Origin of the sequence: Rhizobium sp. IY2 (assembly GCF_047532935.1) — a bacterium.
Classification (GTDB): Bacteria; Pseudomonadota; Alphaproteobacteria; order Rhizobiales; family Rhizobiaceae; genus Rhizobium; species Rhizobium anhuiense.
Genome location: NZ_JBLKNU010000003.1, coordinates 147153 through 169020 on the forward strand (window position 1 = coordinate 147153; position 21868 = coordinate 169020).

Below are 21868 nucleotides of genomic sequence, written 5' to 3' on the forward strand. Positions count from 1 at the left end.
GTTTGCCGAGGATGTCTGAAAACATCGCAGGCTGAAACAGGGTAAGGGTGCCGCAATGGCATTCCGATCAGGACATAAGGTCGAGGAAACCGACATGAGCGATATCGCAGAACGCGTAAAGAAAATTGTTATTGATCATCTTGGCGTCGATGCCGACAAGGTCGTCGAGAGCGCCAGCTTTATCGACGATCTGGGCGCTGACTCGCTCGACACGGTCGAACTTGTCATGGCTTTCGAAGAAGAATTCGGCGTTGAAATTCCTGACGACGCTGCCGACTCGATCCTGACGGTCGGCGATGCCGTGAAGTTTATTGAGAAGGCCCAGGCCTGATCCTGTGCATTTGAGAAAGGGCGGGCCTGGAGTCCGCCCTTTTCTTTTCGGCATATTTCTCCATAGAACATAAGAGACGGGGGGAAGCACGCGATGAGACGTGTCGTCATCACCGGTACCGGCATGGTATCACCCTTGGGATGCGGAACAGAGGTGACGTGGTCCCGGCTGCTTGCCGGCCAGAACGGCGCCCGCCTCGTCACCGAATTCGAAGTCGACGACCTTCCCGCCAAGATCGCCTGCCGTATCCCTGTCGGTGACGGCACCGACGGCACATTCAATGTCGATCAGTGGATGGAGCCGAAAGAACAGCGCAAGGTCGATCCCTTCATCATCTTCGGCATGGCCGCCGCCGACATGGCGCTTGCCGATGCCGGCTGGCACCCCGAAACCGATGAGGACCAGATCGCCACCGGCGTGCTGATCGGCTCCGGCATCGGCGGCATCGAAGGCATCGTCGAGGCGGGTTACACCCTGCGCGACAAGGGCCCGCGCCGCATTTCTCCCTTCTTCATTCCCGGCCGCCTGATCAACCTCGTCTCCGGCCAGGTCTCGATCCGCCACAAGCTGCGCGGCCCCAATCATTCGGTCGTCACCGCCTGCTCGACGGGCGCGCATGCGATCGGCGATGCGGCTCGGCTGATCGCGCTGGGTGACGCCGACGTCATGGTCGCCGGCGGCACGGAATCCCCGGTCAGCCGCATTTCGCTTGCCGGCTTCGCCGCCTGCAAGGCGCTGTCGACCCAGCACAATGACGACCCGCAAAAGGCTTCGCGCCCCTACGACCGCGACCGCGACGGCTTCGTCATGGGCGAGGGCGCCGGCATCGTCGTGCTCGAGGAACTGGAACACGCCAAGGCGCGCGGCGCCAGGATCTACGCCGAAGTCGTCGGCTACGGCCTGTCGGGCGATGCCTATCACATCACCGCGCCGTCCGAGGACGGCGAGGGCGCCGGCCGTTGCATGGCGATGGCGCTGAAGAGGGCCGGGCTGACGCCGGCCGATATCGATTACATCAACGCCCACGGTACTTCCACCATGGCCGATACGATCGAACTCGGCGCCGTCGAACGGCTGGTCGGCAATGCGGCGTCGAAGATCTCGATGTCCTCGACCAAGTCGGCGACAGGGCACCTTCTCGGTGCTGCCGGCGCCATCGAGGCGATCTTCACCACGCTCGCCATCCGCGACAATATCGCGCCGCCGACGCTCAATCTCGACAATCCCGAACGTGAGACGGCGATCGATCTTGTGCCGCACAAGGCGCGCGAGCGAGAAATCAATGTGGCGCTGTCCAATTCGTTCGGATTCGGCGGCACGAACGCGTCGCTCGTGCTGCGCCGCTACGCACAATAAGGGCCTCTACGCGGCGTAACGGGTGTCCCTTGCGCCGCAGGGCGGCCGTTCCCTACGTTGCGTAGCGGGACGTGCGGGAGCATAACGACCGGCAGCGGCGCCGTTGAACGGCGGCAGAACCTGCTTTTGCCGCATTGCTTCGCGAAATAGCGAAGTGAGGGTCAAGTTTTAGAGGATTGCCGGTGAGCGATACGACGAACCAGAGCAACGATACCCCGCAGGGCGAGAACGACCGGCAGGCACAGAAGGGACCGATCATCCCGAAGTCGCCGAGCGAAGCCCTGCGTCCGGAGCGCGTTCCGGAGCCGCCGAAGCGGTCCAAGAAAGCCCGCGGACAGGTGGTTCTTTTCCTGAACTTCATCATGACCATGGCGGTTCTGGTCTGCGTCGTCGCCGTCATCGGCTTCTACTATGCCACATCGACCTATCGAAACCCCGGTCCGCTGCAGACCAACACCAATTTCATCGTCCGCAACGGCGCTGGTCTGGCCGAAATCGCCTCGAACCTCGAGCGCAATGCGATCATCAGCGATGCCCGCATCTTCCGCTATCTCACGGCAACGCATCTTTCTGCCGGTGAGAGCCTGAAAGCGGGTGAATACGAGATCAAGGCGAGGGCTTCCATGAGCGATATCATGGAGCTTCTGAAATCGGGCAAGTCCATTCTCTATTCCGTTTCCTTCCCGGAGGGCCTGACGGTCCGCCAGATGTTTGACCGCATGCTGCAGGATACTGTGCTGGAAGGCGACTTGCCGGCCGCCCTGCCGACCGAGGGCAGCCTGCGTCCGGATACCTACAAATTCTCGCGCGGCACCAAACGCTCGGAAATCATCGACCAGATGGCGGCTGCGCAGCAGAAGCTCGTCGATCAGATCTGGGACAAGCGCGACTCCTCGCTGCCGCTGCGATCCAAGGAGGAGTTCGTGACGCTCGCCTCGATCGTCGAAAAGGAAACCGGCGTTCCCGACGAGCGTGCCCATGTCGCCTCCGTTTTCCTGAACCGGCTCGGCAAGGGCATGCGCCTGCAATCCGATCCGACGATCATCTACGGTCTCTTCGGCGGCGAGGGTAAACCGGCCGACCGGCCGATCTACCAGTCGGACCTGAAGCGGGACACGCCATACAATACCTATGTCATCAAGGGGCTGCCGCCGACGCCGATCGCCAATCCCGGCAAGGATGCGCTCGAAGCCGTCGCCAATCCCTGGAAGACGCAGGATCTCTATTTCGTTGCCGACGGCACCGGCGGCCATGTCTTTGCGGCCACGCTCGAGGAGCACAACGCCAACGTCAAGCGCTGGCGCAAGCTCGAAGCCGACAAGGGTTCGGATCCGAACATCGCAGTCGACGGCCAGCCGGAAGAGCAGCCGGCGGATAGTGGCGCGACCGTCGTGCCGCCGAAGAAAAAGAAGATCAACTGATACCTTCGGGAGGTTCGCATGGCTTTGCAGTCCATGACCGGTTTTGCGCGGCGCGAGGGAACGAGCGGCCGCTGGCGCTGGGCATGGGAACTGCGCTCGGTCAACGGCAAGGGCCTTGATCTGCGCCTGCGCCTGCCGCCCGGCCTCGAACGCATGGAGGCGGAGGTCCGCCGCCTCGCCGGCGAAAGCTTCAGCCGCGGCAACCTGCAGGCATCCCTATCCGTCACCGCCGACGAGAACCGCTTCGAGGCGGTGCTGAACAGGGAGGCGCTCGCCGCCGTGCTGGCCATGCGCGAGCAATTGGACGGGGTGATCGATCCGTCGCCGCTGAAGCTCGATACGCTGCTCCTGGTGCGCGGCATCGTGGAATTCCGCGAAGGCGAGGATGGCGAGGAGGCGCTTGCCGCCCGTGACGCCGATATCGCTGCCGGTCTGTTGGCCGCGCTTGCCGATCTGAGGGCGATGCGCGAACAGGAAGGGGCGGCGCTGACCCGCATTCTTCTCGACCATGTCGCGACGATCGATGGCCTGGCACGGACGATCGAGGCCGATCCGTCGCGCTCGCCGCAGGAGATCGCTGCGCGGCTTGCCGGGCAGGTCGCCTTGCTGATGGACGGCATGGCCGCGCTCGACCGCGACAGGCTGCATGCCGAAGCCGCGCTGCTGGCGACCAAGGCCGATCTGCGCGAGGAAATCGATCGTCTGAAGGCCCATATCGCCGCCGCGCGCGATCTTCTGGTGAAAGGTGGCCCTGCAGGGCGCCGGTTGGACTTCCTTGCACAGGAATTTAACCGCGAATCGAATACCATCTGCTCGAAGTCGAATGCCTCGGCGGTCACCGCTGCCGGCATCGAGCTGAAAGTCGTGATCGACCAGTTCCGCGAGCAGGTCCAGAATTTGGAGTAAGACATGAAACCGGCGAAAACTTCGCCCGTGCAGATCGCCCGCCGCGGTCTGATGCTTGTCATTTCGTCGCCGTCGGGCGCCGGCAAGTCCACCATCGCGCGCACGCTGCTGGGGATCGACAAGAATATCGGCCTTTCCGTCAGCGTTACCACGCGCCCGCGCCGCCCGAGCGAGGTTGAGGGCGTGCATTACCACTTCAAGAGCGTGCGTGAGTTCGAGCGGCTGCGTGACAGCGATGCGCTGCTCGAATGGGCCGAGGTGCACGGCAATTTCTATGGCACGCCGCGCGAGCCGGTGGAGCAGGCCATGGCCGAAGGCCGCGACATGCTCTTCGATATCGACTGGCAGGGCGCCCAGCAATTGCAGGAGAAAATGTCGGCCGACGTCGTCTCGATCTTTGTGCTGCCGCCGACCATGACCGAACTGCAGTCGCGGCTGCATCGCCGCGCCGAGGATTCCGAAGAGGTCATCCAGACGCGCCTCGCCAACAGCCGCGCCGAGATCGCCCACTGGCGCGAATATGACTATGTCATCGTAAACGACGACCTCGACACCGCCTTCGACGCCGTTCAGTCGATCGTCAAGGCCGAACGCCTGCGCCGCGACCGCCGCCATGGCATGTTCGACTTCGTCCGCGGACTGCTGGAAGAAACGCCGTCGCTTTAGAGCAATTCCAGCAAAAGTGCACAGCGGTTTTGCGTCCGGAATTGCGTGAAAACAAAGAGATAGAGCATTTTCGTGATTCGAAGAAAAACGGAAATGCTCTAGAACGGCTGGCTTTTCGCCGAGCTTTGAAGGCTGTTCGCCAACAGGCAGAACTCTTCGACGGAAAGGGTCTCGGCTCGCCGCGCCGGATCGATCCCGGCCTTGATGAGCAGGCGCTCACCGCCGAGCGGTTTCAGGCTTTGGCGCAGCATCTTGCGGCGCTGCCCGAAGGCGGCCTGCGTCACCTTTTCCAGATCGGCGACAGCGCAGGGGATGGGATTTTCGCGGGGTGTGAGATGCACGACCGTCGACGTCACCTTCGGCGGCGGTGTGAAGGCTTGCGGCGGCACGTCGAAAGCCATGCGGGCCTCTGTCCGCCAGCCGCAGAGCACGCCGAGACGGCCGTAGTGATCATCGTCTTCGCCAGCGACGATACGCTCGCCGACTTCCTTCTGAAACATCAGCGTCAGCGACTGCCAGAACGGCGGCCAGGCTTTCGGCAGCAGCCAATTGACCAAAAGCTGCGTGCCGACGTTGTAGGGCAGGTTGGCGATGATCTTGATCGGGCCTTCCGGCGCCAATGTCTCGAAATCCGTCTTCAGCGCGTCGCCTTCGATCACCTCGAGCCGGCCGGGATAATGATCGGCGATCTCGGCGAGCGCCGGCAGGCAGCGTGTATCCCGCTCGATGGCGATAACCTTCCTGGCGCCGAGCGCCAGGATCGCGCGGGTCAACCCGCCGGGGCCGGGGCCGACCTCGATGACGGTTGCCTCGTCGAGCGTCCCCGCCGTGCGGGCGATCTTCTGGGTGAGGTTGAGATCGAGCAGGAAGTTCTGCCCGAGCGCCTTGCGCGCATCGAGGCCGTGGCGTTGGATGACGTCACGAAGCGGTGGCAGACCGTCGAGTGCAGCCATCAGCGGCGGCTTTCGGCGCTGCGGCCAAGCTGGGCGGCGAGCTTCAGCGCGGCAATGAGGCTCTGCTCGCGCGCCAGTCCCTTGCCGGCGATGCCGAAAGCGGTGCCGTGATCCGGCGAGGTGCGCACGAAGGGAAGCCCGAGCGTCACGTTGACGCTGTCGTCGAAACCGAGTGCCTTGGCCGGGATCAGCGCCTGATCGTGATACATGCAGACGGCGACGTCGTAACGCGCCCGCGCCTCGTCATGGAACATCGTATCGGCGGGCAGGGGGCCGATCGCATCGATGCCCTCGTCGCGCAGGCGCTCGATCGCCGGACGGATAATGTCCTCGTCCTCCCGGCCCATCGTCCCGCCTTCGCCCGCATGCGGGTTGAGGCCGGCAACGGCGAGCCGCGGCGCCTCGATGCCGAAGCGGTGCCTGAGGTCTTCATGGGCAACGCGGCAGGTTTCCACGATCAGTTCGCCGGTCAGCGCCTGCGGCACGTCCCGGACCGGAATGTGGATGGTGACGGGAATGGCCCGGAGTTTCGGACCGGACAGCATCATGACAGGCGTCACCGGCAGGCCCGTCGCCCTGGCGGCGAGATCGGCGAGAAATTCGGTATGGCCGGGAAACCGGAAACCCGCCTCGTAGAGCACGGCCTTAGCGATCGGGTTGGTCACGACCGCGAGCGCCTCGCCGCTGATGACGAGCGACACGGCTTTCTCGATCGATGCGATCGTGCCCTTCGCCGTAGCCGCATGCGGCTCGCCGGCCACCACTTCGATGCCGGCCGGGACGGTCATGACCGGCAGCGCGTCGGCAAATAGGCCGGCAGCCTCGCTGGCCGTGTGCGTCTCGCGGATCGAAACCGCCAGATTGAGCTGGCGGGCTCTCAGCGCCAGGACATCAGGATCGCCGATCAGGAAGAAAGGCGGCAGCCCGAGTTCGCGCCGCCGCAGCCACGCCATCAGCGTAATATCCGGCCCGATGCCGGCGGGGTCGCCCTGGCTCAGCGCAAGCGGTCGCGAAAACGGTGTCGCCATCGTCGGTCAGCGGTAGGCGATCTGCGCCTTTTTGCGCAGTTCATCCAGGTATTTCTTGCTGTTTTCATTTTCCGGGCCGGCATCTTTTTTACCGGCCTTGGACTTGTCGAGATCCTCCTGGCGGAAGACCATTTCGGCGGCCTGGTCGTCGGAGACCTGGCGCTGGCTGCAGATCGCCAGATATTCGACGCCCTTGTCGGTGACGCGGGTGCCCGTCGTATTGCCCTTGGCCTGCTCGACCAGCGGTTTCCAATCCGGCGGGATCTCGGGGGCGAGCATGCGGCCGAGATCGCGCACAGACACGTCGCGCATCGTCGCGGCAAAGACCTTTGCCTGATCACAGCCCGGAAATTTCGAGCGCGACGCCTCGGCCTCGCCCTTACGCTTGCCGGTGATGGCGCTGCGCTTGGCTTGCGGAATGACGAAGATGATCTGCTGCAGCATATATTCCGTCGTCACCGGCTTCTGTTTGTTGTTCTGCATCATGCGCGAGACGAGATCATAGTTCGACAGCCGCGAGGTCGAGCCGTAGCGCGCGTTGACGACGCGCGGCCAGCTCATCTGTACGGCGATGAAAGCCTTGAAATGATCGACGCCGACGCCGGCGCGATCGAGGATCTGCGACATTTGCTCGACGGAAAGCTTGTTGCCGCTCGAAAAGCGCGCGAAAGACGCATCGACGTCCTGCTGCGAAACCGACATATGGACGCGGGAGACCTCCTGCCGCTTGAGCGTCTCGTCGACCAATTGCTCCTGCGCAGTCTTCGCATCGGCCTTCGTGTGCTGCAGGCGCAGGAAGGCCTGGCGCTTGGCGACATCGCCGCTGGTGATGGCGGTGCCGTTGACCACGGCCTTGACTTCGCTTGCCGCAAGCGCGGGACCGGCGAGGCTTGTCAGCAATGCAAGCGCCGCCCCGGCGAGGAACGTGGTTATGGCTTTTTTCGCGTCAATCATCTGTTGACCTCCCAATAGCGCCGCGAGACGTGTTCGCGGCGTCCTTACCACAGTGCGAGACATGCAGAAATCGCTCCCGTCACGGCGCGAAACCCCTATGCCTCAGATATCGACTGGCGGCAATGTCCTGCACAGGCTTACGGCGAAAGAATGGCTTCAGGCGATGTTTGCGCCCGCCTGCCGTCACTCCAGGCTGTCGGTGCCGATCTTGATGTCGCCGAGCGTGCGGAAGGTCAGCCGTGCGCCGATCGTCCAGTCGCTTGCCGTCTCGTCGTCGGAATCCCTGCTGTCGGTGTAGGCGATCGTGAAGATCGTGCACTCGTCGTCATAGGAGAGACCAAGCGTCCGGCGGCTGATCACATCATTATTCAGATCCCAGGCGATGCCGCCGAAAATCGCCCAGTAATCCTTGAACTTGATTCTGCTGCTGGTCTGGATCTCGTCATTGTCTTCGTCGAAGCCATATTCCGGCTGGGCGCTGAGATGGGTGAAGGTCACCTGCGTCGAGAAGGTGTCGTTCTGGTAAGCCGTCGTCAGGTCGCCGCGGCGGAAATCGAAATCCTTCTCGTCGAGGCGGTAGGAGGCGGTCACTGAAAGGCCGAACGGTGTCTCGACGCCGCCGAGGCCGACATAGTCGGAACGCGTGGTTTCAAGGCCGGAATCCGCGCCGACATTGACGAGATCATCGGTCGCAAACGAATTCTGACCGGCGATCTGGTAGGACTGGCCAAAAATGCCGTGCAGCTTGTAGCCGCTGTCGAACGTACCGGTGTACTGGACGCCGACATTGGCGCGGGTCCCGCCTTCGACGCGGTCATAGCCCGAGAATTTGTCGCGGTCGAACAGTGAGGTGGCGTCGAAGACGAAGCTTTGCGCATCCTCGTTCGGCAGGCGGCCTGCCAGCTGCTCGTCGGGGCGGGCATAGATCTGTGCGATCGGCTCGAGAATATGCGTGCTGTTATCCGTCGTCATCAGGATCGGATAACGCATCTCCAGCCCGGCCGTGAACATCGAACGGGTGGCGGAATTGCCGTCGACATAGTTGCCGGTGTAGCCCGTGGGATCGTCCATGTTCAGCGCGAAGGCGTCGCCGCGCGCAGCCAGCAGCGGCGTGATCACCAGGCCGGTCGGCGTGACGTAGGTGCGTTTCCACTGCAGTTCGGCAGTCAGCCGCGAGGTCTGGCCCTTCAGGCCGCGGAAGCGGTCGAAGCCGTCGACGGTATAGAAGTCGTCATGGGTGCGCGAAATATTCGTCAGGTTGACATCGGCCGAAAGCTCGCCGCCGGCAAGCGGCTGCGGCGCCACATAGTGATAGTCCATCGCGGGATAGACGATCGCCTGCTTTTTCTCGGCCGTGTTCGTCCGGTCGGCATCCTGGACGTCGAAATAGAACGCCCGCATATCGAAATAATTGCGTTTTCCAAGCCCCGTCAGATAGATCTGGTTGGTCCGATCCGTGCTGCTCAGACCGCGCAGCTTGTAGGTGCGTGAAAAATTGTTGTCGCTCTGCATCATGACGTCCCAGCCGAACGTCCAGCGCGGATTGATGCGGAATTCGGCCTTCGACGCCACCATGCCACGCTGGCCGGCTTCGGCATCGCTGGTGCCGGAGCTGAAATTGTCCGGCTTTGCCTGGTCGATGCCGGCGACGCGCAGGATATGCGTGCCATTTTCGAAGCGCTGGCGGAATTCGCCTTCGACGAGGAAGCCCTGGGCCGTGTAGCCGGTGGCGGTGACCGTCGCGTCCATGCTCGGCGAGATCACGTAATAATAGGGAACGGAAAGCCCGAAGCCGAGATTCTGCGACAGGCTCATCGTCGGGAAGAGAAAGCCGGACTTGCGCTTCACCGTATTGTCGGGAACTTCCATGACCGGCACGAAGGCGATCGGATAACCGAGCAGCTCGAAGCGCGCGCGCTCCAGGCGGATCGTGTGCGTCACGCCGTTCTGGATCACGCGCTTGGCCTTGACCTGCCAGAAGGGCGCGCGTTTCGGATCTTCGGCGCAGGGAAGGCAGGCCGTATAGACACCCTTGTTCAGAATCATCTGCGTGCCGCCGACACGCTCGCCGCTCTCGGCGACGATACGCGTATTGTCAGCTGTTTCGATGCGCAGTTCGTTCAGGAACCCGTCCGCGAAATTGTCGGTCACGTCAAGGTTGTCTGCATAGATGCGGTTGCCGTCGGGGCTGACCAGCTCGACATTGCCGAGCGCCATCATCCGGCCGGTCTTCTGATTGTACTCGACCTTCTGTGCGACCATTTTGTAGCCGCCATAATTGATCTGAACGCCGCCGACCGCCGACACCAACTGGGCGTCGCGATTGTAGAGGAGTTCGTTGGCCGAAAGCAGAAGCTTCGCCCCTTCAGGAATCTTATTCTTTATCGTTTGTTCGGGCGCGCTGGCCTGGCCGTAAGAGGCCGGGGCACTGCCGAAATAGGAAGATACAGTCGCGCCGACAAGCAGGGCAACCAGCTGTTTACTAAAATACTTGCGGTCGCCTGCCGCCACTAGCCGTCCTCCTGATGAAGCAGAATAGTCGCACCCAAGGCCAGCGCGACGACCACCGGTATCCACGTCGCCACGAAGGGAGGCACGACTCCACTGCTTCCGAATGCCTTTACAAGCACGGTGATGACATAAAGCATGAAGCCCGAGAGGATGCCACCCAGAATCACGGAGCGGGATTGGTTGAACCGGCTAAATTTTAGGGACACTGTTGCAGCAATGAGAGTCATGGCCACCAGCAGCAATGGCTGGGACAACAGGGAGTTGAATTGCGTCTCCAACGCCTTGGTTGAAATACCGAAGGATTTCGCAGCCGCAATGCGGTTGGAAAGGTCAAAGAAACCAATTGTTTCCGGCGCTGTCAGCCGCTCCTGGACGAAATCCTGTTTCAGATTGGTGCGAAGTTGAACCGAAGCTTTACGCAGGGGGATTTCGCCAGGCTTACGCTCGACGACGTTGTTAAGTTGCCAGTAACCATCTTCCAATTTTGCCGTGGCGGCATCCTGTCTCAGAATGACCTGACCACCTGAATCGAAATGGATCAGCACGGCGTCGATCAGCTTGGTTCCGTTCTCCTGAACCGTCTGAGCGCCGATGATGACATCGTCTCGGCCACTGATCTGGCGCAGCCACGGAATCTGCGGCGCCTTGCGCAGGACCGCGTTCTCGCCGCGCCAGTCGGATTCGACCAGCAGCGCCTGGCGCTGTCCCCAGGCCGCGAGCGGATTGAGCGCCGTCATCGTCAGCAGGCCGAGCGCCAGCGAGCCGGCGATGAAGGGGAACATGAACTGCCAGACCGAAATGCCGGCTGCGCGCGTGACGACCAGCTCATATTTGCGGTTGAGCCCGATCAGCACCGTCATGCCGACGAACAGCGCGATGAACGGCACGGTCTGCTGCAGGATGAGCGGCAGGCGCACGGCGGTCATCAGGATGCCGCCGCTGATCGTGTAGCCGGGCAGGCCGGACATGCGGCCCGCCGTCTCGCTGAAATCGAGCAGGAAAGAAATCGCCGAGACGCCGATCAGGAACCAGCCCGTCGTCGCCAGGTAGCGGCGAAAGAAATAACGCGACAATGTCCCGAACATCATTGGGCAGTGCCCCCGCCGGTCCTGCCGGTGGCGGCAAGCAGTCTTTCCTGCGTTCGTCTCCAGAAGGACGACATCCGGTCCCGAACGAACGACGGCATGACCAGTCGTTTGTGCAGGCCGAGGAAGACGATCGAGATGATGCTGCTGACGATCGGGATGGCGTAGAGGACGGCAATATATTCAGGGTCGGTGTCGATCTGATTGGCCGCGTAGAAGGCCGCCCATCGCATCGCGAAGGCATAGGCAAGCGCGCTCACCATCGGATGCAGCCGCGCTTCGCGGTGCGAGCGCGCGTCGCCGGCGATCGCCAGCGAAAACAGGGCAAAGACGACCGGCAGGATCCAGTCCGTCAGCCGGCGGTGCAGTTCGGCGCGGTAGCTCTGCGGCCGGATCGTATAGTCCTTGTCGGCCGGATCCGGGTTGAACAGGAACCACAGGTCACGGTCGCTGGCACGCAGCGTCGCCTGGCCGCGATTCTCGGTCATGTCGGAGAGGTCGAAGGAATAGGAATCGAAGTTGATCACCGAGACATTGCCATCGGGCGTTTTGCGGTGCACTTCGCCCTCATGCATGATCAGCGTCGTGCCCGTATCGTCGACGGCGCCTTCCTTCGCATAATAGATCAGTTCGTAGGCCGGATCGCGCTCGTCGGCGACGAACAGGCCCTTCAGCATGCGGCCCGCCATCCGCTTCGAGATCTGCACATAAAGACCTTCATCAAGCTTGCGGAAGGTCTTTTCTTCGATCACCGAAGACAGCAGGTCGGCATAGGTCTCGGCGATCATCTGGCGCACGACGGTCTTTGCACGCGGCTCGACGACGTTGTCGACGAAGAAGGAAAAGACGCTGATGACGGCGGCAAGCAGCAGGATCGGGCGGATCAGCACACTGCGCCGCGCCCCGGCCGCGTCGATGACGGTGAGCTCGGAATCGTTGTTCATCGTCGTCAGCGTCTGGGTGACCGCGATGACGAGTGCGAAGGGCAGCACGACGGGAATGATCGACGGCAGAATCATCGTCGCGAGCTTGGCGAACGAGCCGATCGACTGGCCGCTGTCGGTGACCAGGTTGATGCGCTGCAGAACCTGTGTCGTCCAAATGATCGCCAGAACGGGCAGGAGCGCCACGAGAAACATCTGGCCGACGCGCCGCAATATGTATGTCTCGAGTAGTTTCATGCCTGCCCTTGAAAGCACCTGCACGCCCAAACGGCTTTGCAGGAGAATCCCTCTACGCTCTTTGTCGCGCTTTTGCGACAAGCTGGTGTCAAAAATTCATTCAAATTTCAGAATTTTTTTGATGCTGTTGCGACTCAGTTAACGCCAGCAGTGCGGCGAAGACGACCAGCGAGGAAAGCCATCCAAGAACGACGTCGGAGAGGTAGTGCGCGCCGAAGGATAGCCGCATCGCCGGCGTGAGGATGGAGATCGCCGCCACCGGCGGCACCAGCGCGTAACGCAGGGATTTCGGAACGAAGATCAGAAGGCAGAAGAGCCAGCCGGCGCTTGCTGCCTCGCCTGATATGAACGAGCAATTCGAAACGCATTTTCCGGCAAGCGAACCCGCCTCGGCGAAATGCAGCGCACCGCCGAAAATATCCGTCTGTATCGGCCGCGGCCGGCCCCAATGTTCTTTCAGCACGACATTGACGAGCAGCACCGGTCCGATCAGCAGCGTTCCGAGTGCGACCTTGAGCTTGCGGGCCCGATCTGCGTTGAAGGTCGCGCCATGCTGCTGGTAGCATTCGATGATTTTCCACACCATCACGATCGCGACGACATAGGGTAGGCGGAAAAAGATGGTGCGTAGCAGATCGAAGGTCGCGACGTCGCGATAGGGAAAGCCGCCGCAGATGCTCCCGGCGGCGGCAGTCGCACCGCAATCTGTGGCCACGAAAAAAAGCTGGGAAAAATAGATGTCTATTCCGGGGAATGCGCGGAAGACGGCAAGCAGCGCCCACCACGTCCAGAACAGCAGCATGAATGCGCCGAAAGTCGTTTTCGGCAGGCGGATTGCGAGCCCCCGCCATCGATTTTTCGAAAAAACTGTCAACGCGAATATCTACGAAACTGACGAAAACATGAGGGCCGTGATGGCCGCGGGCGACCATAACAATTGTCGCAAGCCATTGACAGACCCGCCAAACGCGAAATTATCCGCCAGGGACGGATTTCAAAGAATCCCAGCGGAGAAGACATGTCAGCAAAGTTGGAAATTTCATTCGCAAAGTCGGCAAAGCTCAATGGCGGCCTGTCGATCCTGTTGAAGACCGTGGAGGCCGACAGCGCTGCCGGCGCCGAAACGGTCGACCCGGCAGGCGTGATCGTCAAGGCTGCCAGGATCGCCCGATTCTCCGCGAAATCCATGAGCGCTCTCGATATCGTCGCCCCCGAAGGCGCGCCCGTCGAGCGCATCGTCGTCATCGGGCTTGGCAAGGCCGCCGAACTCACCGCCCATGACTGGCTGAAGGCCGGCGGTGCCGCGGCATCGAGAATCAAGAATACCGACAAGGCCGCTGTCTTCATCGACGTGCCTGGGCTCGAGACGAGCGCGCGGGCCGCCGCCGACTTCGCGCTCGGCATTCTGCTGCGCGCCTATAGCTTCGATACCTACAAGACGAAGAAGGGCGACGAGGAGGAGAAGCCGGCGAAATCTGTCAAGGTGACGATCGTCACCGCCGATGCGGCTGGTGCCAAGAAGGCGTTTTCCGATTCCGAAGCGGTTGCCGGCGGCGTCAATCTGGCCCGTGACCTCGTCAACGAACCGCCGAATGTGCTCGGGCCCGTCGAGTTCGCCGCCAAGGCGAGAGAGCTGGAAAAGCTCGGCGTCGAAGTGGAAATCCTGACCGAGAAGGAGATGCGCCGTCTCGGCATGGGCGCCCTTCTCGGCGTCGCCCAGGGCTCCGTGCGCCCGCCGCGCCTGGCGGTCATGCAGTGGAAGGGCGGCAAGGCCAAGGATCGTCCCGTCGCCTTCGTCGGCAAAGGCGTGGTCTTCGATACCGGCGGCATTTCGATCAAGCCGGCCGCCGGCATGGAGGACATGAAGGGTGATATGGGCGGGGCGGCAGCCGTCACCGGCCTCATGCATGTGCTCGCCTCGCGCAAGGCCGCCGTCAACGCCGTCGGTATCATCGGCCTGGTCGAGAACATGCCCGACGGCAACGCCCAGCGTCCGGGCGACATCGTCACCTCGATGTCCGGCCAGACGATCGAGGTGATCAACACCGATGCCGAGGGCCGCCTCGTGCTCTGCGATGCGCTCTGGTACTGCAACGATCGTTTCAAGCCGCAGTTCATGATCAATCTCGCCACGCTGACCGGCGCGATCGTCGTGGCGCTCGGCAACGTGCATGCCGGGCTGTTCTCCAATGACGACCAGCTTTCCGCCCAGCTGACGGCAGCCGGCCTTTCGAGCAATGAGAAGCTCTGGCGCATGCCGCTCGGCCGGGACTACGACAAGCTGATCGACAGCAAGTTCGCCGACATGAAGAATACCGGCGGCCGGCAGGCGGGCTCGATCACGGCGGCGCATTTCCTCAAGCGCTTCGTGCAGGACACGCCCTGGGCGCATCTCGACATTGCCGGCACGGCGATGGGCTCGCCGCAGGACGAGATCAACCAGTCCTGGGGTTCCGGTTTCGGTGTGCGCCTGCTCGATGAGCTCGTCCGCGCCCATTATGAATCCTGATGACGGACGTTCTCTTCTATCATCTGACCGAAAGCCGGCTGGAGGACGCGCTTCCGCCGCTCATCGACAAAAGCGTCGAGCGCGGCTGGCGCGTTGCCGTCCAGACGCGTGAGCCGGCGCGGCGCGATGCTCTCGATCAGCATCTTTGGACGTTCCGCGAGGAGAGCTTCCTGCCGCACGGCACCGACGAGGCCGATTTCGCCGAAAGCCAGCCTGTGCTTTTGACGGTGACGTCAGACAATGCCAATGCGGCGACCGTGCGTTTCATCGTCGACGGCGCCGAGCCGCCGCCGGCCGATGCCTATGAGCGCATCGTCTTCATGTTCGACGGTCATGACCAGGAGCAACTGGAAGCCGCCCGTGCGCAATGGAAGAAGCTGAAAGGCGAGGGGCATAACCTCACCTATTGGCAGCAGACGCCGGAGGGGCGGTGGGAGAAGAAGGCCTGACGCTGTAAGATCTTGAATTGCTGTATGAAGTCTTCCGACGTCGTTCTCAGCGGCCGTCGGAAGCCGTTATCCTTTCGACCCTTTGTCTTCGTCGAGGTTCGTCAGGATGTTGAGGGGGACGATCCCTCCCGCATCTTCCGACGGATTGAGCGCCTCCACTGCCAAAACCCGCTTGCCGCTCGGACTGACAAAAGCGAATGCCCATGCGCTGTCGGCAAAAGTGCTGACCGGCATTTCCGCCCAGCCGGCTTGATGGACAAGGCGTTCGGCATAATAGGCCTTGATGCTCTGCGGGCTGGTGGTGCTGGCGAGATTGCGCGCCAGGACACGCACGGATTTCTCTCCGAACCGCCCTTCCAGTTGGTCCAGCACCTTTTTGGTGGCCTGCCAATCCTGGGCCTGGGTCGCAGATCCGTAGGAATATTCCTCGGATCGGGAAACGCCCGGTGCATCAGGAGGCATGACGACATGTTCGCCCGAACATGCTGCAAGGCCGAGAAGCGGCACCACAAGGATGCCAATCTTCAAAACGCGGAAAAATCGGCCCTTGCGGCGGATTTTGTTGCTCATGAGCGGCTGCCCCCGAACACTATTGCACATAGGCCGGCAAATCTTGCCGGTTTCTATGACGTTATTGCGACCCTCAGTCGTGGAATGCGTCGACGAACTTCCGCTTGCCGAGCATGAAGGCGTCGGCGACGTGGCGCAGCGGCGCGAGGTCGACATCCGATCTGCCGGCTTTGACGATTTCGGCGAAGCGACGATAGAGCGAAGGATATTCCTGCTCCGGTTCGGCGAATGTCAGCGCACCGTTGATGGAAAGCTTGGCGCCGCCCTCGGAAAGCACCATCTGGCCGGCGGCCGTCTCCGCGACGATGTCCCAGCTCTGCTTGCCGGTCTGGCGCCAGTCGAATTCGGCATGAACCGGCAGGCCGTCGGCATTGCGGAAGTGGATGTCGGCCGCGATCGGCGCATCGCGATTCTCGGGAAACTCGAGAACGGCCTCGGTGATGAAGATCGGCCGCGGCAGGATATGGGTGACGATCGACAGCGCATTGATGCCGGGATCGAAGACGCCGAGGCCGCCGGCCTGCCAGATCCAATCCTGGTTCGGATGCCAGTGGCGGACATCCTCCTTCCAGATCACATGCACGCTTTCAATCGTCGTCGAGGCAAGAAACGCCTTCGCGGCCTCGACGCCCGGCGCATAGCGGGAATGCCAGCTGGCAAAGAGCGACGCGCCCTGCTTGCTCGCAAGCGCCTCGAGATCGGCCACTTCGCTGAGCGTTGCGCCGGGCGGCTTTTCCAGGAAGACATGCTTGCCGGCGACGAGTGCCTTGTAGGCTGCCTCATAGCGATATTGCGGCGGCATGCAGAGCGAAACCGCATCGATCGACGGCTCGGCGTCGAGCATCGCCTCGATCGTGGTGTAGCTCGTGACGCCTTCGACCGTGCCGTGGCGGCTCGCCGTGGCGACGAGCTTAAAATCCGGGTTCTTGGCGATGGAGGGAAGATGCTGGTCGCGGACGATCTTGCCGACGCCGACGATGGCGAGGTTGATAGGGGACATGGTGTTTCGCTCGAGCCTGTTAAAAAGTATGATTTATTGAGCCTGTTTGTAGCAGAAAGAGGCGCGCCGACAAGCTGTCCTCCTCCAATTCTGTTGTATCCTAATACATGTCGCCCGGAAGTGTGCAGCGGTTCCGGGATAACGACATGTATAAAACAAAGAGCTTTAGCGCATGATGGTTTGGCGAAGGAAGCTGTAACCCATCGCCGCGCGGGCGGCGCGCTCTTCGGAATTGCCGTCGCCACCATGCCCGCCGGAGCCGAATTCATGGAAGAGCGAACGGTGTCCCGCTTCCTCCAGCCGCGCGGCAAAGCGGCGCGCATGCGAGGGATGCACGCGGTCGTCATTGGCGGAGCTTTCGATATAGATCGGCGGATAGCTGACCTCGGTCGCCGGCCCGACATTGTGCAGCGGCGAATAACCGAGCATGAAATCCCGGTCCGCCGGCGTCTCCGGATCGCCGTATTCGTCCATCCAGGCTTGTCCTGCGCTGAACAGGTGGAAGCGTGTCATGTCGAGGACCGGCACCTGGCACCAGACGGCGCCGAAATCCTCCGGGTAGCGCGTCAGCATCACGCCGGTCAGCAGGCCGCCATTGCTGCCGCCCTGGCAGGCGATCCGCGACGGCACGGTGTAGCCGCGGGCGACGAGATCGCGGGCAATGGCGACGAAATCGGCAAAGGCCCGGTCTCGCCCCTGCCGCTTGGCGCTGCGATACCAGTCGGGTCCGAATTCGCCGCCGCCGCGGATATAGGCCTGCACATAGGCGCCGCCTTGCTCCAGCCAGCGTCCCGTCACGCCGGAATAGTTCGGCGACAGCGAAACATCGAAGCCGCCATAGCCGTAAAGCAGCACCGGCAGCGCGCCTTTGGTCCACTGCTTCGGCAGGATCAGCCGATAGGCAACCTTCGTCCCGTCCTCGGAAACAGCCTCCAGCAGTTCGGATGACATATCGGTCGCATCGAAATAGCTTGGCGCCGCGGCGACGAAAATCGGTTCGGCCTCTCTGCTGCGCTCCGACAGCTCGAGCCGATAACAGGCCGGAGGCTGCAGGAAGCCTTGGCCGACGATGCAGAGCGTATCGTCGCCAAGATGCAGATCGGCATGCATCGGCCTGAAATGGGCCGTCTGCATGTCCGCCGGCAGCGCGATTTCGCGCTGTTCGGCATCGGGCCTTGTCAGGTCCAGCACCATGAGACGCGGACGCAGCCGATCGGAGATGATGAAGACGCACCACTCCCGCATCAGCATCATTTGCGAGATGGACTGGCCCTCGGCAGGCTGAAACAGAATCCGCTCCGGCCCGAGCAGAGCCGTCTCCGAGTTGGGGTTGAAACGTTGCAGCACGAGGCTGCCGGACGCAACGCGCTCATCGGTCTTTGCCCGCCAAAGGCAATGATCGTGATTGAACTGGAAATCGGCCTCCTGAGGCAGATCGATGCGCCGCTGCGTGCCGTCATTGGCGATCAGGAACGCGCTGGCGACGCCGATCTCATGGGCGGCGACGAAAATGTCGATCAATCCGGCATCGGCCGAAGCGCCTGACAGGGCCGGGTCGATGACGAGATTGAAGCCGTAGACGTCCTCGTCGGCGGCTTCGAACATGACGGCGGCCTCTTCCGGCCGCTGCCCGCGCTTCAATCGCCGCCCGACCCGCGGCCATCCCGAACGGGTCGCCGAAAATCGGTCGATGGAGCCGAAATAGCAGATCTCGTCACGGCTCAGCCAATTGGCATGCGATCGCGCGGCTGGCGTATCGAAGCCGCCCTCGACGATCTGCTTGCTCTCGGCGTCGAATTCGAGCAGCCGGAGAAGATCGGAGCCGCCGTCCGAAAGTGTGAGCAGCACTCGCGTCGGTTCCCATGGGCAGGTGACGGCGCCGCGCCAGTTCCAACGCTTGCCTTCGCTCACGCAGAAGGCATCGAGATCGAAGACCGGTTCCCAGCCGGCATCGGGCAAGGGCTGCTGATCGGCCGGCAGGCGGAGCCAGACGCCGAGAGGATTGTCCTTGCTCTGCCGGAAATCGAACAACCACCCGCCTCGGCGCATCGGGACGATCAGCCTGTCCTGCCGTTCGATCAATGCTTTTATCGCATCGCGATCCCTAACGAATTCCGGTGTTCTCAGTTCCTTGTCGGAAAGCCCGTTATGCTCGTCGATGAATTGGCGGGTACGCGGATCGTCGTCCGTTTCGAGATGAAGGTTCATGTTCGACCTGCCTGATTCCGTTGACGTCGTATGTCTAGCCAATATTTCGCACAGTTAGGGCGAAATTAGTGCCGGCCGCGCAAGGCCGAGATGCTCGCGCAGTGTCGAGCCATCATATTGGGTGCGGAACAGGCCGCGTTCCTGCAGGATCGGCACGACCATCTGCGTGAAGTCTTCGAGCCCTTCGGTAAAAAACGGCGGCATGACGTTGAAGCCGTCGGCGGCGCGGCTTTCAAACCATTGCTGCATCCGGTCGGCGATCTCGACCGGCGTGCCAAGCACGATATGGTGGCCGCGACCGGCGGCAACGCGCAGCGCCAACTGACGGATGGTCAGGTTCTCGCGCCTTGCAAGCGCGGTCAGCAATTCGGCACGGCTGCGCAACTGGTCGGAGATCGGAAGGTCCGGCAGAGGGCCATCGACATCGTAATCGGCAAGGCTGTGGCCGATGCGTTCTTCCAGAAGCGGCATGGCGCTTTTGATGTCAGTCCACTTGTCGAGTTCTGCAAGTTTGTCCTCGGCTTCCCTGGCGGTGCGGCCAATCACCGGCAGGAAGCCCGGCATGATGGCGACCTCGTCCGGCTGACGTCCGAAGCGCGCGACGCGCTCCTTGACGCTCTTGTAGAAGGCCTGCGCCTCTTCGAGGCTCTGCTGCGCGGTGAACACCACGTCGGCGGTGCGGGCGGCAAGATCCTGGCCGGGGCCGGATGAGCCGGCCTGGATCAGGATCGGATGGCCCTGCGGTGCGCGCGGAATGTTCAGCGGCCCCTTGACTGAGAAATACTTGCCCTTGTGATCGAGCACATGGAGCTTGGCAGGGTCGGCATAGACGCCGCTCTGCTTGTCCTTGACGAAGGCGTCGTCATCCCAGCTGTCCCACAGTCCGCGCACGACGTCGACGAATTCCTGGGCCACGGCGTAACGCTCATCGTGCTCCGGGTGCGCCTTGGAGAAATTGTTCGCCGTGCGGGCATAGGATGTCGTGACCACGTTCCAGGCGGCCCGGCCGTGGCTCAGGTGGTCGATCGAGGCGAAGGCGCGGGCAGTGTGATAGGGCTCGCCATAAGTCGTGGATGCGGTTGCCGCGAGGCCGATCTTGTCTGTCACCACGGCGAGCGCCGAAAGCAGCGTCAAAGGCTCGAAACGCGCGATCGTCGAGGGATGAGCGTCGATGCCGCTGGTCAATCCGTCGGCCAGAAAGACCATGTCGAATTTCGCTGCTTCGGCGATCTGGGACACGCGTCTCAGCAAGTCGAAATTCTCGCTTCCCGCCTCGGCGTGAGGATGACGCCAGCCGGATACGTGGTGGCCCGCCCCTTGCAGAAACAGGCCCAGGTGGATTTCTCTTTTGCGAGTCATGACAATATCCTTCGTCATTCTGGATTTCGGGCGGCATCCTGGTTGAGCAGCGCCAGAAGTTGGCGAAGGTCGGCCGTGCTGCTCATTGTCCGGACGAGCGACGGGACATCCGCGAAGGCGGGATTGCGCGCAGTTGCGTCGCGAAATTTTTCGGCCGGATCGCTCAGCCCCGGCAGGCCGTCGAAGCGGCGCTGTATCGCGCTGCCGTCGCGAAGCACGATATCGACGATCACGAAGCGGGTGCGTGGATCGCTCGACATGCGGGGCGCAGTCTCGTCGTGGCGGCGGCCGGCGCGCCGGGCAAGGTCCATCAGGCGCGGCAAGACAGGCCGCTCGTCGAAATGGTCGAGCCGCAGAGCCCCGTCGATGAGGGCGGCGGCGAACACGTATTCGGGACTGAAGCGCGCCTCGATCCCGTTGCCGGGCTTGTTCACCACCAGGGCGGCATCGGCGCCGGGCGGGTAGGTGAAGGTGATATGCTCGATCGCATCAGCCTCCAGACCTTCCCGGTTGAGGCCGATGCCGAGAGACGCGACCGGATGGCTGGCGGTGCAGCAGGGATAGGCCTTCAGCGTCAGCCCGGGCGCCACGATCTGCCATGGCGAACCCCAGTTCTCGGTCACGGCGGACGGGCGTTCCGCGCCGAAGGCATAGACCGAATGGAAGCCGACCGGATTGTCGAGGAAATCGGGAGCGCCGCCGAAACCCGCAGCTGCCATTCTCGCCGAAAGGAGTCCGGATCGCGCCGCCATGCCGGCGTGGAAAGGTTTGGCGTCCGTGCCGAATTGCAGCCGCAGCCCGGACGATTGCGTTGCCGCAAGGCCCAGCGCGACGGCGGTCTCGTCGATGGAGGCGCGGGTCAAATGGGCGATTGCCGCCGCCGCGCCGATCGTCCCGAGCGTCGCCGTGGCGTGGAAACCGTTCTCGTAGTGATTTGAGCCGAGCGACAACCCCAGCCGCGCCATGGCTTCGAGCCCGACGATATAGGAGGCGATCAGCGCATCTGCGGAAAATTCGCGCTCGGCGGCGAACGCCAGCAGGGCCGGGATGATCACGGTCGTCGGATGGCCGCGCACGCTTGCATGCACGTCGTCATAATCGAGCACATGGCCGGCATGACCGTTGACGAGCGCCGCGACCAGCGGATCGGTTCGGCGCGAGCTGCCGAGCAGGATCGCTTCGCCCGGCAGATTGGCGCCGACGGTATCTGCCAGAATGCCGGTCGTGCGGTCGCCGGCGCCTGCGATCGCACAGGCGAGAAAATCGATGATCGCCTTGCGCGCCGCGTCCAATGCCACGGGATCTTTCGATGGATCCGAGGAGATGATCGCCTGGGCGAATGCCGACGTCAGGGGCGCGAATGTGCTCGTCATGAAAAAAT

General features: G+C 62.4%; 19 protein-coding genes. 7 read left to right on the forward strand and 12 right to left on the reverse strand.

Annotated elements, in window-relative coordinates; translation table 11 throughout:
- Window positions 1-94 precede the first annotated feature (94 nt).
- The 5 genes from ACMUVN_RS14370 (at window position 95) to gmk (ending at window position 4680) form a co-directional block, all read left to right on the forward strand.
- Window positions 95-331 (forward strand): acyl carrier protein, encoded by a 237-nt coding sequence (locus tag ACMUVN_RS14370; RefSeq protein ID WP_003547058.1) that lies wholly within the window; start codon window positions 95-97, stop codon window positions 329-331.
- A gap of 93 nt (window positions 332-424) precedes the next feature.
- Window positions 425-1687: a beta-ketoacyl-ACP synthase II gene (gene fabF / locus ACMUVN_RS14375; protein ID WP_028756973.1), complete on the forward strand. Its 1263-nt coding sequence runs from the start codon at window positions 425-427 to the stop codon at window positions 1685-1687.
- A gap of 182 nt (window positions 1688-1869) precedes the next feature.
- Window positions 1870-3108 (forward strand): endolytic transglycosylase MltG, encoded by a 1239-nt coding sequence (mltG, locus tag ACMUVN_RS14380; RefSeq protein ID WP_028756974.1) that lies wholly within the window; start codon window positions 1870-1872, stop codon window positions 3106-3108.
- Window positions 3109-3126: 18 nt separating this feature from the next.
- The gene (locus tag ACMUVN_RS14385; RefSeq protein WP_028756975.1) at window positions 3127-4014 is read left to right on the forward strand and encodes a YicC/YloC family endoribonuclease; all 888 of its coding nucleotides are present in this window, start codon (window positions 3127-3129) and stop codon (window positions 4012-4014) included.
- A gap of 3 nt (window positions 4015-4017) precedes the next feature.
- On the forward strand, window positions 4018-4680 hold the full coding sequence (gene gmk, locus ACMUVN_RS14390) for a guanylate kinase (protein WP_028756976.1): 663 nt from the start codon (window positions 4018-4020) through the stop codon (window positions 4678-4680).
- 98 nt (window positions 4681-4778) lie between these two features.
- Here the strand turns inward: gmk and rsmA are convergent, their stop codons facing one another.
- The 7 genes from rsmA to ACMUVN_RS14425 form a co-directional block, all read right to left on the reverse strand.
- A complete protein-coding gene (gene rsmA, locus ACMUVN_RS14395; protein ID WP_028756977.1) occupies window positions 4779-5633 on the reverse strand; it encodes a 16S rRNA (adenine(1518)-N(6)/adenine(1519)-N(6))-dimethyltransferase RsmA in 855 nt (284 codons plus the stop codon).
- A complete protein-coding gene (gene pdxA / locus ACMUVN_RS14400; protein ID WP_047616323.1) occupies window positions 5633-6661 on the reverse strand; it encodes a 4-hydroxythreonine-4-phosphate dehydrogenase PdxA in 1029 nt (342 codons plus the stop codon). The genes rsmA and pdxA overlap by 1 nt, the downstream gene beginning before the upstream one ends.
- Window positions 6662-6667: 6 nt before the next feature.
- Window positions 6668-7615, reverse strand: coding sequence for a peptidylprolyl isomerase (locus ACMUVN_RS14405; protein ID WP_047616325.1), 948 nt, complete (start codon window positions 7613-7615; stop codon window positions 6668-6670).
- A gap of 183 nt (window positions 7616-7798) precedes the next feature.
- Window positions 7799-10126: an LPS-assembly protein LptD gene (locus ACMUVN_RS14410; RefSeq protein WP_028756980.1), complete on the reverse strand. Its 2328-nt coding sequence runs from the start codon at window positions 10124-10126 to the stop codon at window positions 7799-7801.
- On the reverse strand, window positions 10126-11214 hold the full coding sequence (gene lptG, locus ACMUVN_RS14415; RefSeq protein ID WP_028756981.1) for an LPS export ABC transporter permease LptG: 1089 nt from the start codon (window positions 11212-11214) through the stop codon (window positions 10126-10128). The genes ACMUVN_RS14410 and lptG overlap by 1 nt, the downstream gene beginning before the upstream one ends.
- Window positions 11211-12392 carry an LPS export ABC transporter permease LptF gene (gene lptF / locus ACMUVN_RS14420; RefSeq protein WP_028758445.1) on the reverse strand — a complete coding sequence of 394 codons (1182 nt, stop codon included), beginning with the start codon at window positions 12390-12392 and terminating at the stop codon, window positions 11211-11213. The genes lptG and lptF overlap by 4 nt, the downstream gene beginning before the upstream one ends.
- A 100-nt stretch (window positions 12393-12492) precedes the next feature.
- Window positions 12493-13266, reverse strand: coding sequence for a phosphatase PAP2 family protein (locus ACMUVN_RS14425; protein WP_028758446.1), 774 nt, complete (start codon window positions 13264-13266; stop codon window positions 12493-12495).
- A gap of 144 nt (window positions 13267-13410) precedes the next feature.
- Here ACMUVN_RS14425 and ACMUVN_RS14430 point away from each other — a divergent pair, with 144 nt between their 5' ends.
- Window positions 13411-14901 (forward strand): leucyl aminopeptidase, encoded by a 1491-nt coding sequence (locus ACMUVN_RS14430; protein ID WP_414815198.1) that lies wholly within the window; start codon window positions 13411-13413, stop codon window positions 14899-14901.
- Window positions 14901-15350 (forward strand): DNA polymerase III subunit chi, encoded by a 450-nt coding sequence (locus ACMUVN_RS14435; protein ID WP_028758448.1) that lies wholly within the window; start codon window positions 14901-14903, stop codon window positions 15348-15350. Before ACMUVN_RS14430 ends, ACMUVN_RS14435 begins: the two co-directional genes overlap by 1 nt.
- Before the next feature lie 66 nt (window positions 15351-15416).
- Here the strand turns inward: ACMUVN_RS14435 and ACMUVN_RS14440 are convergent, their stop codons facing one another.
- The 5 genes from ACMUVN_RS14440 to ACMUVN_RS14460 form a co-directional block, all read right to left on the reverse strand.
- On the reverse strand, window positions 15417-15920 hold the full coding sequence (locus ACMUVN_RS14440) for a hypothetical protein (RefSeq protein ID WP_183905313.1): 504 nt from the start codon (window positions 15918-15920) through the stop codon (window positions 15417-15419).
- A 73-nt stretch (window positions 15921-15993) separates the two neighbouring features.
- The gene (locus ACMUVN_RS14445) at window positions 15994-16920 is read right to left on the reverse strand and encodes a Gfo/Idh/MocA family protein (protein ID WP_028758450.1); all 927 of its coding nucleotides are present in this window, start codon (window positions 16918-16920) and stop codon (window positions 15994-15996) included.
- Window positions 16921-17085: 165 nt separating this feature from the next.
- Window positions 17086-19128 (reverse strand): prolyl oligopeptidase family serine peptidase, encoded by a 2043-nt coding sequence (locus ACMUVN_RS14450; protein WP_414815199.1) that lies wholly within the window; start codon window positions 19126-19128, stop codon window positions 17086-17088.
- A 54-nt stretch (window positions 19129-19182) separates the two neighbouring features.
- A complete protein-coding gene (locus ACMUVN_RS14455) occupies window positions 19183-20487 on the reverse strand; it encodes an LLM class flavin-dependent oxidoreductase (RefSeq protein WP_414815200.1) in 1305 nt (434 codons plus the stop codon).
- Window positions 20488-20501: 14 nt separating this feature from the next.
- Window positions 20502-21860: an MmgE/PrpD family protein gene (locus tag ACMUVN_RS14460; RefSeq protein WP_414815201.1), complete on the reverse strand. Its 1359-nt coding sequence runs from the start codon at window positions 21858-21860 to the stop codon at window positions 20502-20504.
- Window positions 21861-21868: the final 8 nt, after the last annotated feature.

Coding starts and splice junctions, on each gene's coding strand:
- ACMUVN_RS14370 (WP_003547058.1), top strand. CDS start 95: ATGAGCGATATCGCAGAACGCGTAAAGAAAATTGTTATTGATCATCTT.
- fabF (WP_028756973.1), top strand. CDS start 425: ATGAGACGTGTCGTCATCACCGGTACCGGCATGGTATCACCCTTGGGA.
- ACMUVN_RS14385 (WP_028756975.1), top strand. CDS start 3,127: ATGGCTTTGCAGTCCATGACCGGTTTTGCGCGGCGCGAGGGAACGAGC.
- gmk (WP_028756976.1), top strand. CDS start 4,018: ATGAAACCGGCGAAAACTTCGCCCGTGCAGATCGCCCGCCGCGGTCTG.
- rsmA (WP_028756977.1), bottom strand. CDS start 5,633: ATGGCTGCACTCGACGGTCTGCCACCGCTTCGTGACGTCATCCAACGC.
- pdxA (WP_047616323.1), bottom strand. CDS start 6,661: ATGGCGACACCGTTTTCGCGACCGCTTGCGCTGAGCCAGGGCGACCCC.
- ACMUVN_RS14405 (WP_047616325.1), bottom strand. CDS start 7,615: ATGATTGACGCGAAAAAAGCCATAACCACGTTCCTCGCCGGGGCGGCG.
- lptG (WP_028756981.1), bottom strand. CDS start 11,214: ATGATGTTCGGGACATTGTCGCGTTATTTCTTTCGCCGCTACCTGGCG.
- lptF (WP_028758445.1), bottom strand. CDS start 12,392: ATGAAACTACTCGAGACATACATATTGCGGCGCGTCGGCCAGATGTTT.
- ACMUVN_RS14430 (WP_414815198.1), top strand. CDS start 13,411: ATGTCAGCAAAGTTGGAAATTTCATTCGCAAAGTCGGCAAAGCTCAAT.
- ACMUVN_RS14435 (WP_028758448.1), top strand. CDS start 14,901: ATGACGGACGTTCTCTTCTATCATCTGACCGAAAGCCGGCTGGAGGAC.
- ACMUVN_RS14440 (WP_183905313.1), bottom strand. CDS start 15,920: ATGAGCAACAAAATCCGCCGCAAGGGCCGATTTTTCCGCGTTTTGAAG.
- ACMUVN_RS14445 (WP_028758450.1), bottom strand. CDS start 16,920: ATGTCCCCTATCAACCTCGCCATCGTCGGCGTCGGCAAGATCGTCCGC.
- ACMUVN_RS14450 (WP_414815199.1), bottom strand. CDS start 19,128: ATGAACCTTCATCTCGAAACGGACGACGATCCGCGTACCCGCCAATTC.
- ACMUVN_RS14455 (WP_414815200.1), bottom strand. CDS start 20,487: ATGACTCGCAAAAGAGAAATCCACCTGGGCCTGTTTCTGCAAGGGGCG.
- ACMUVN_RS14460 (WP_414815201.1), bottom strand. CDS start 21,860: ATGACGAGCACATTCGCGCCCCTGACGTCGGCATTCGCCCAGGCGATC.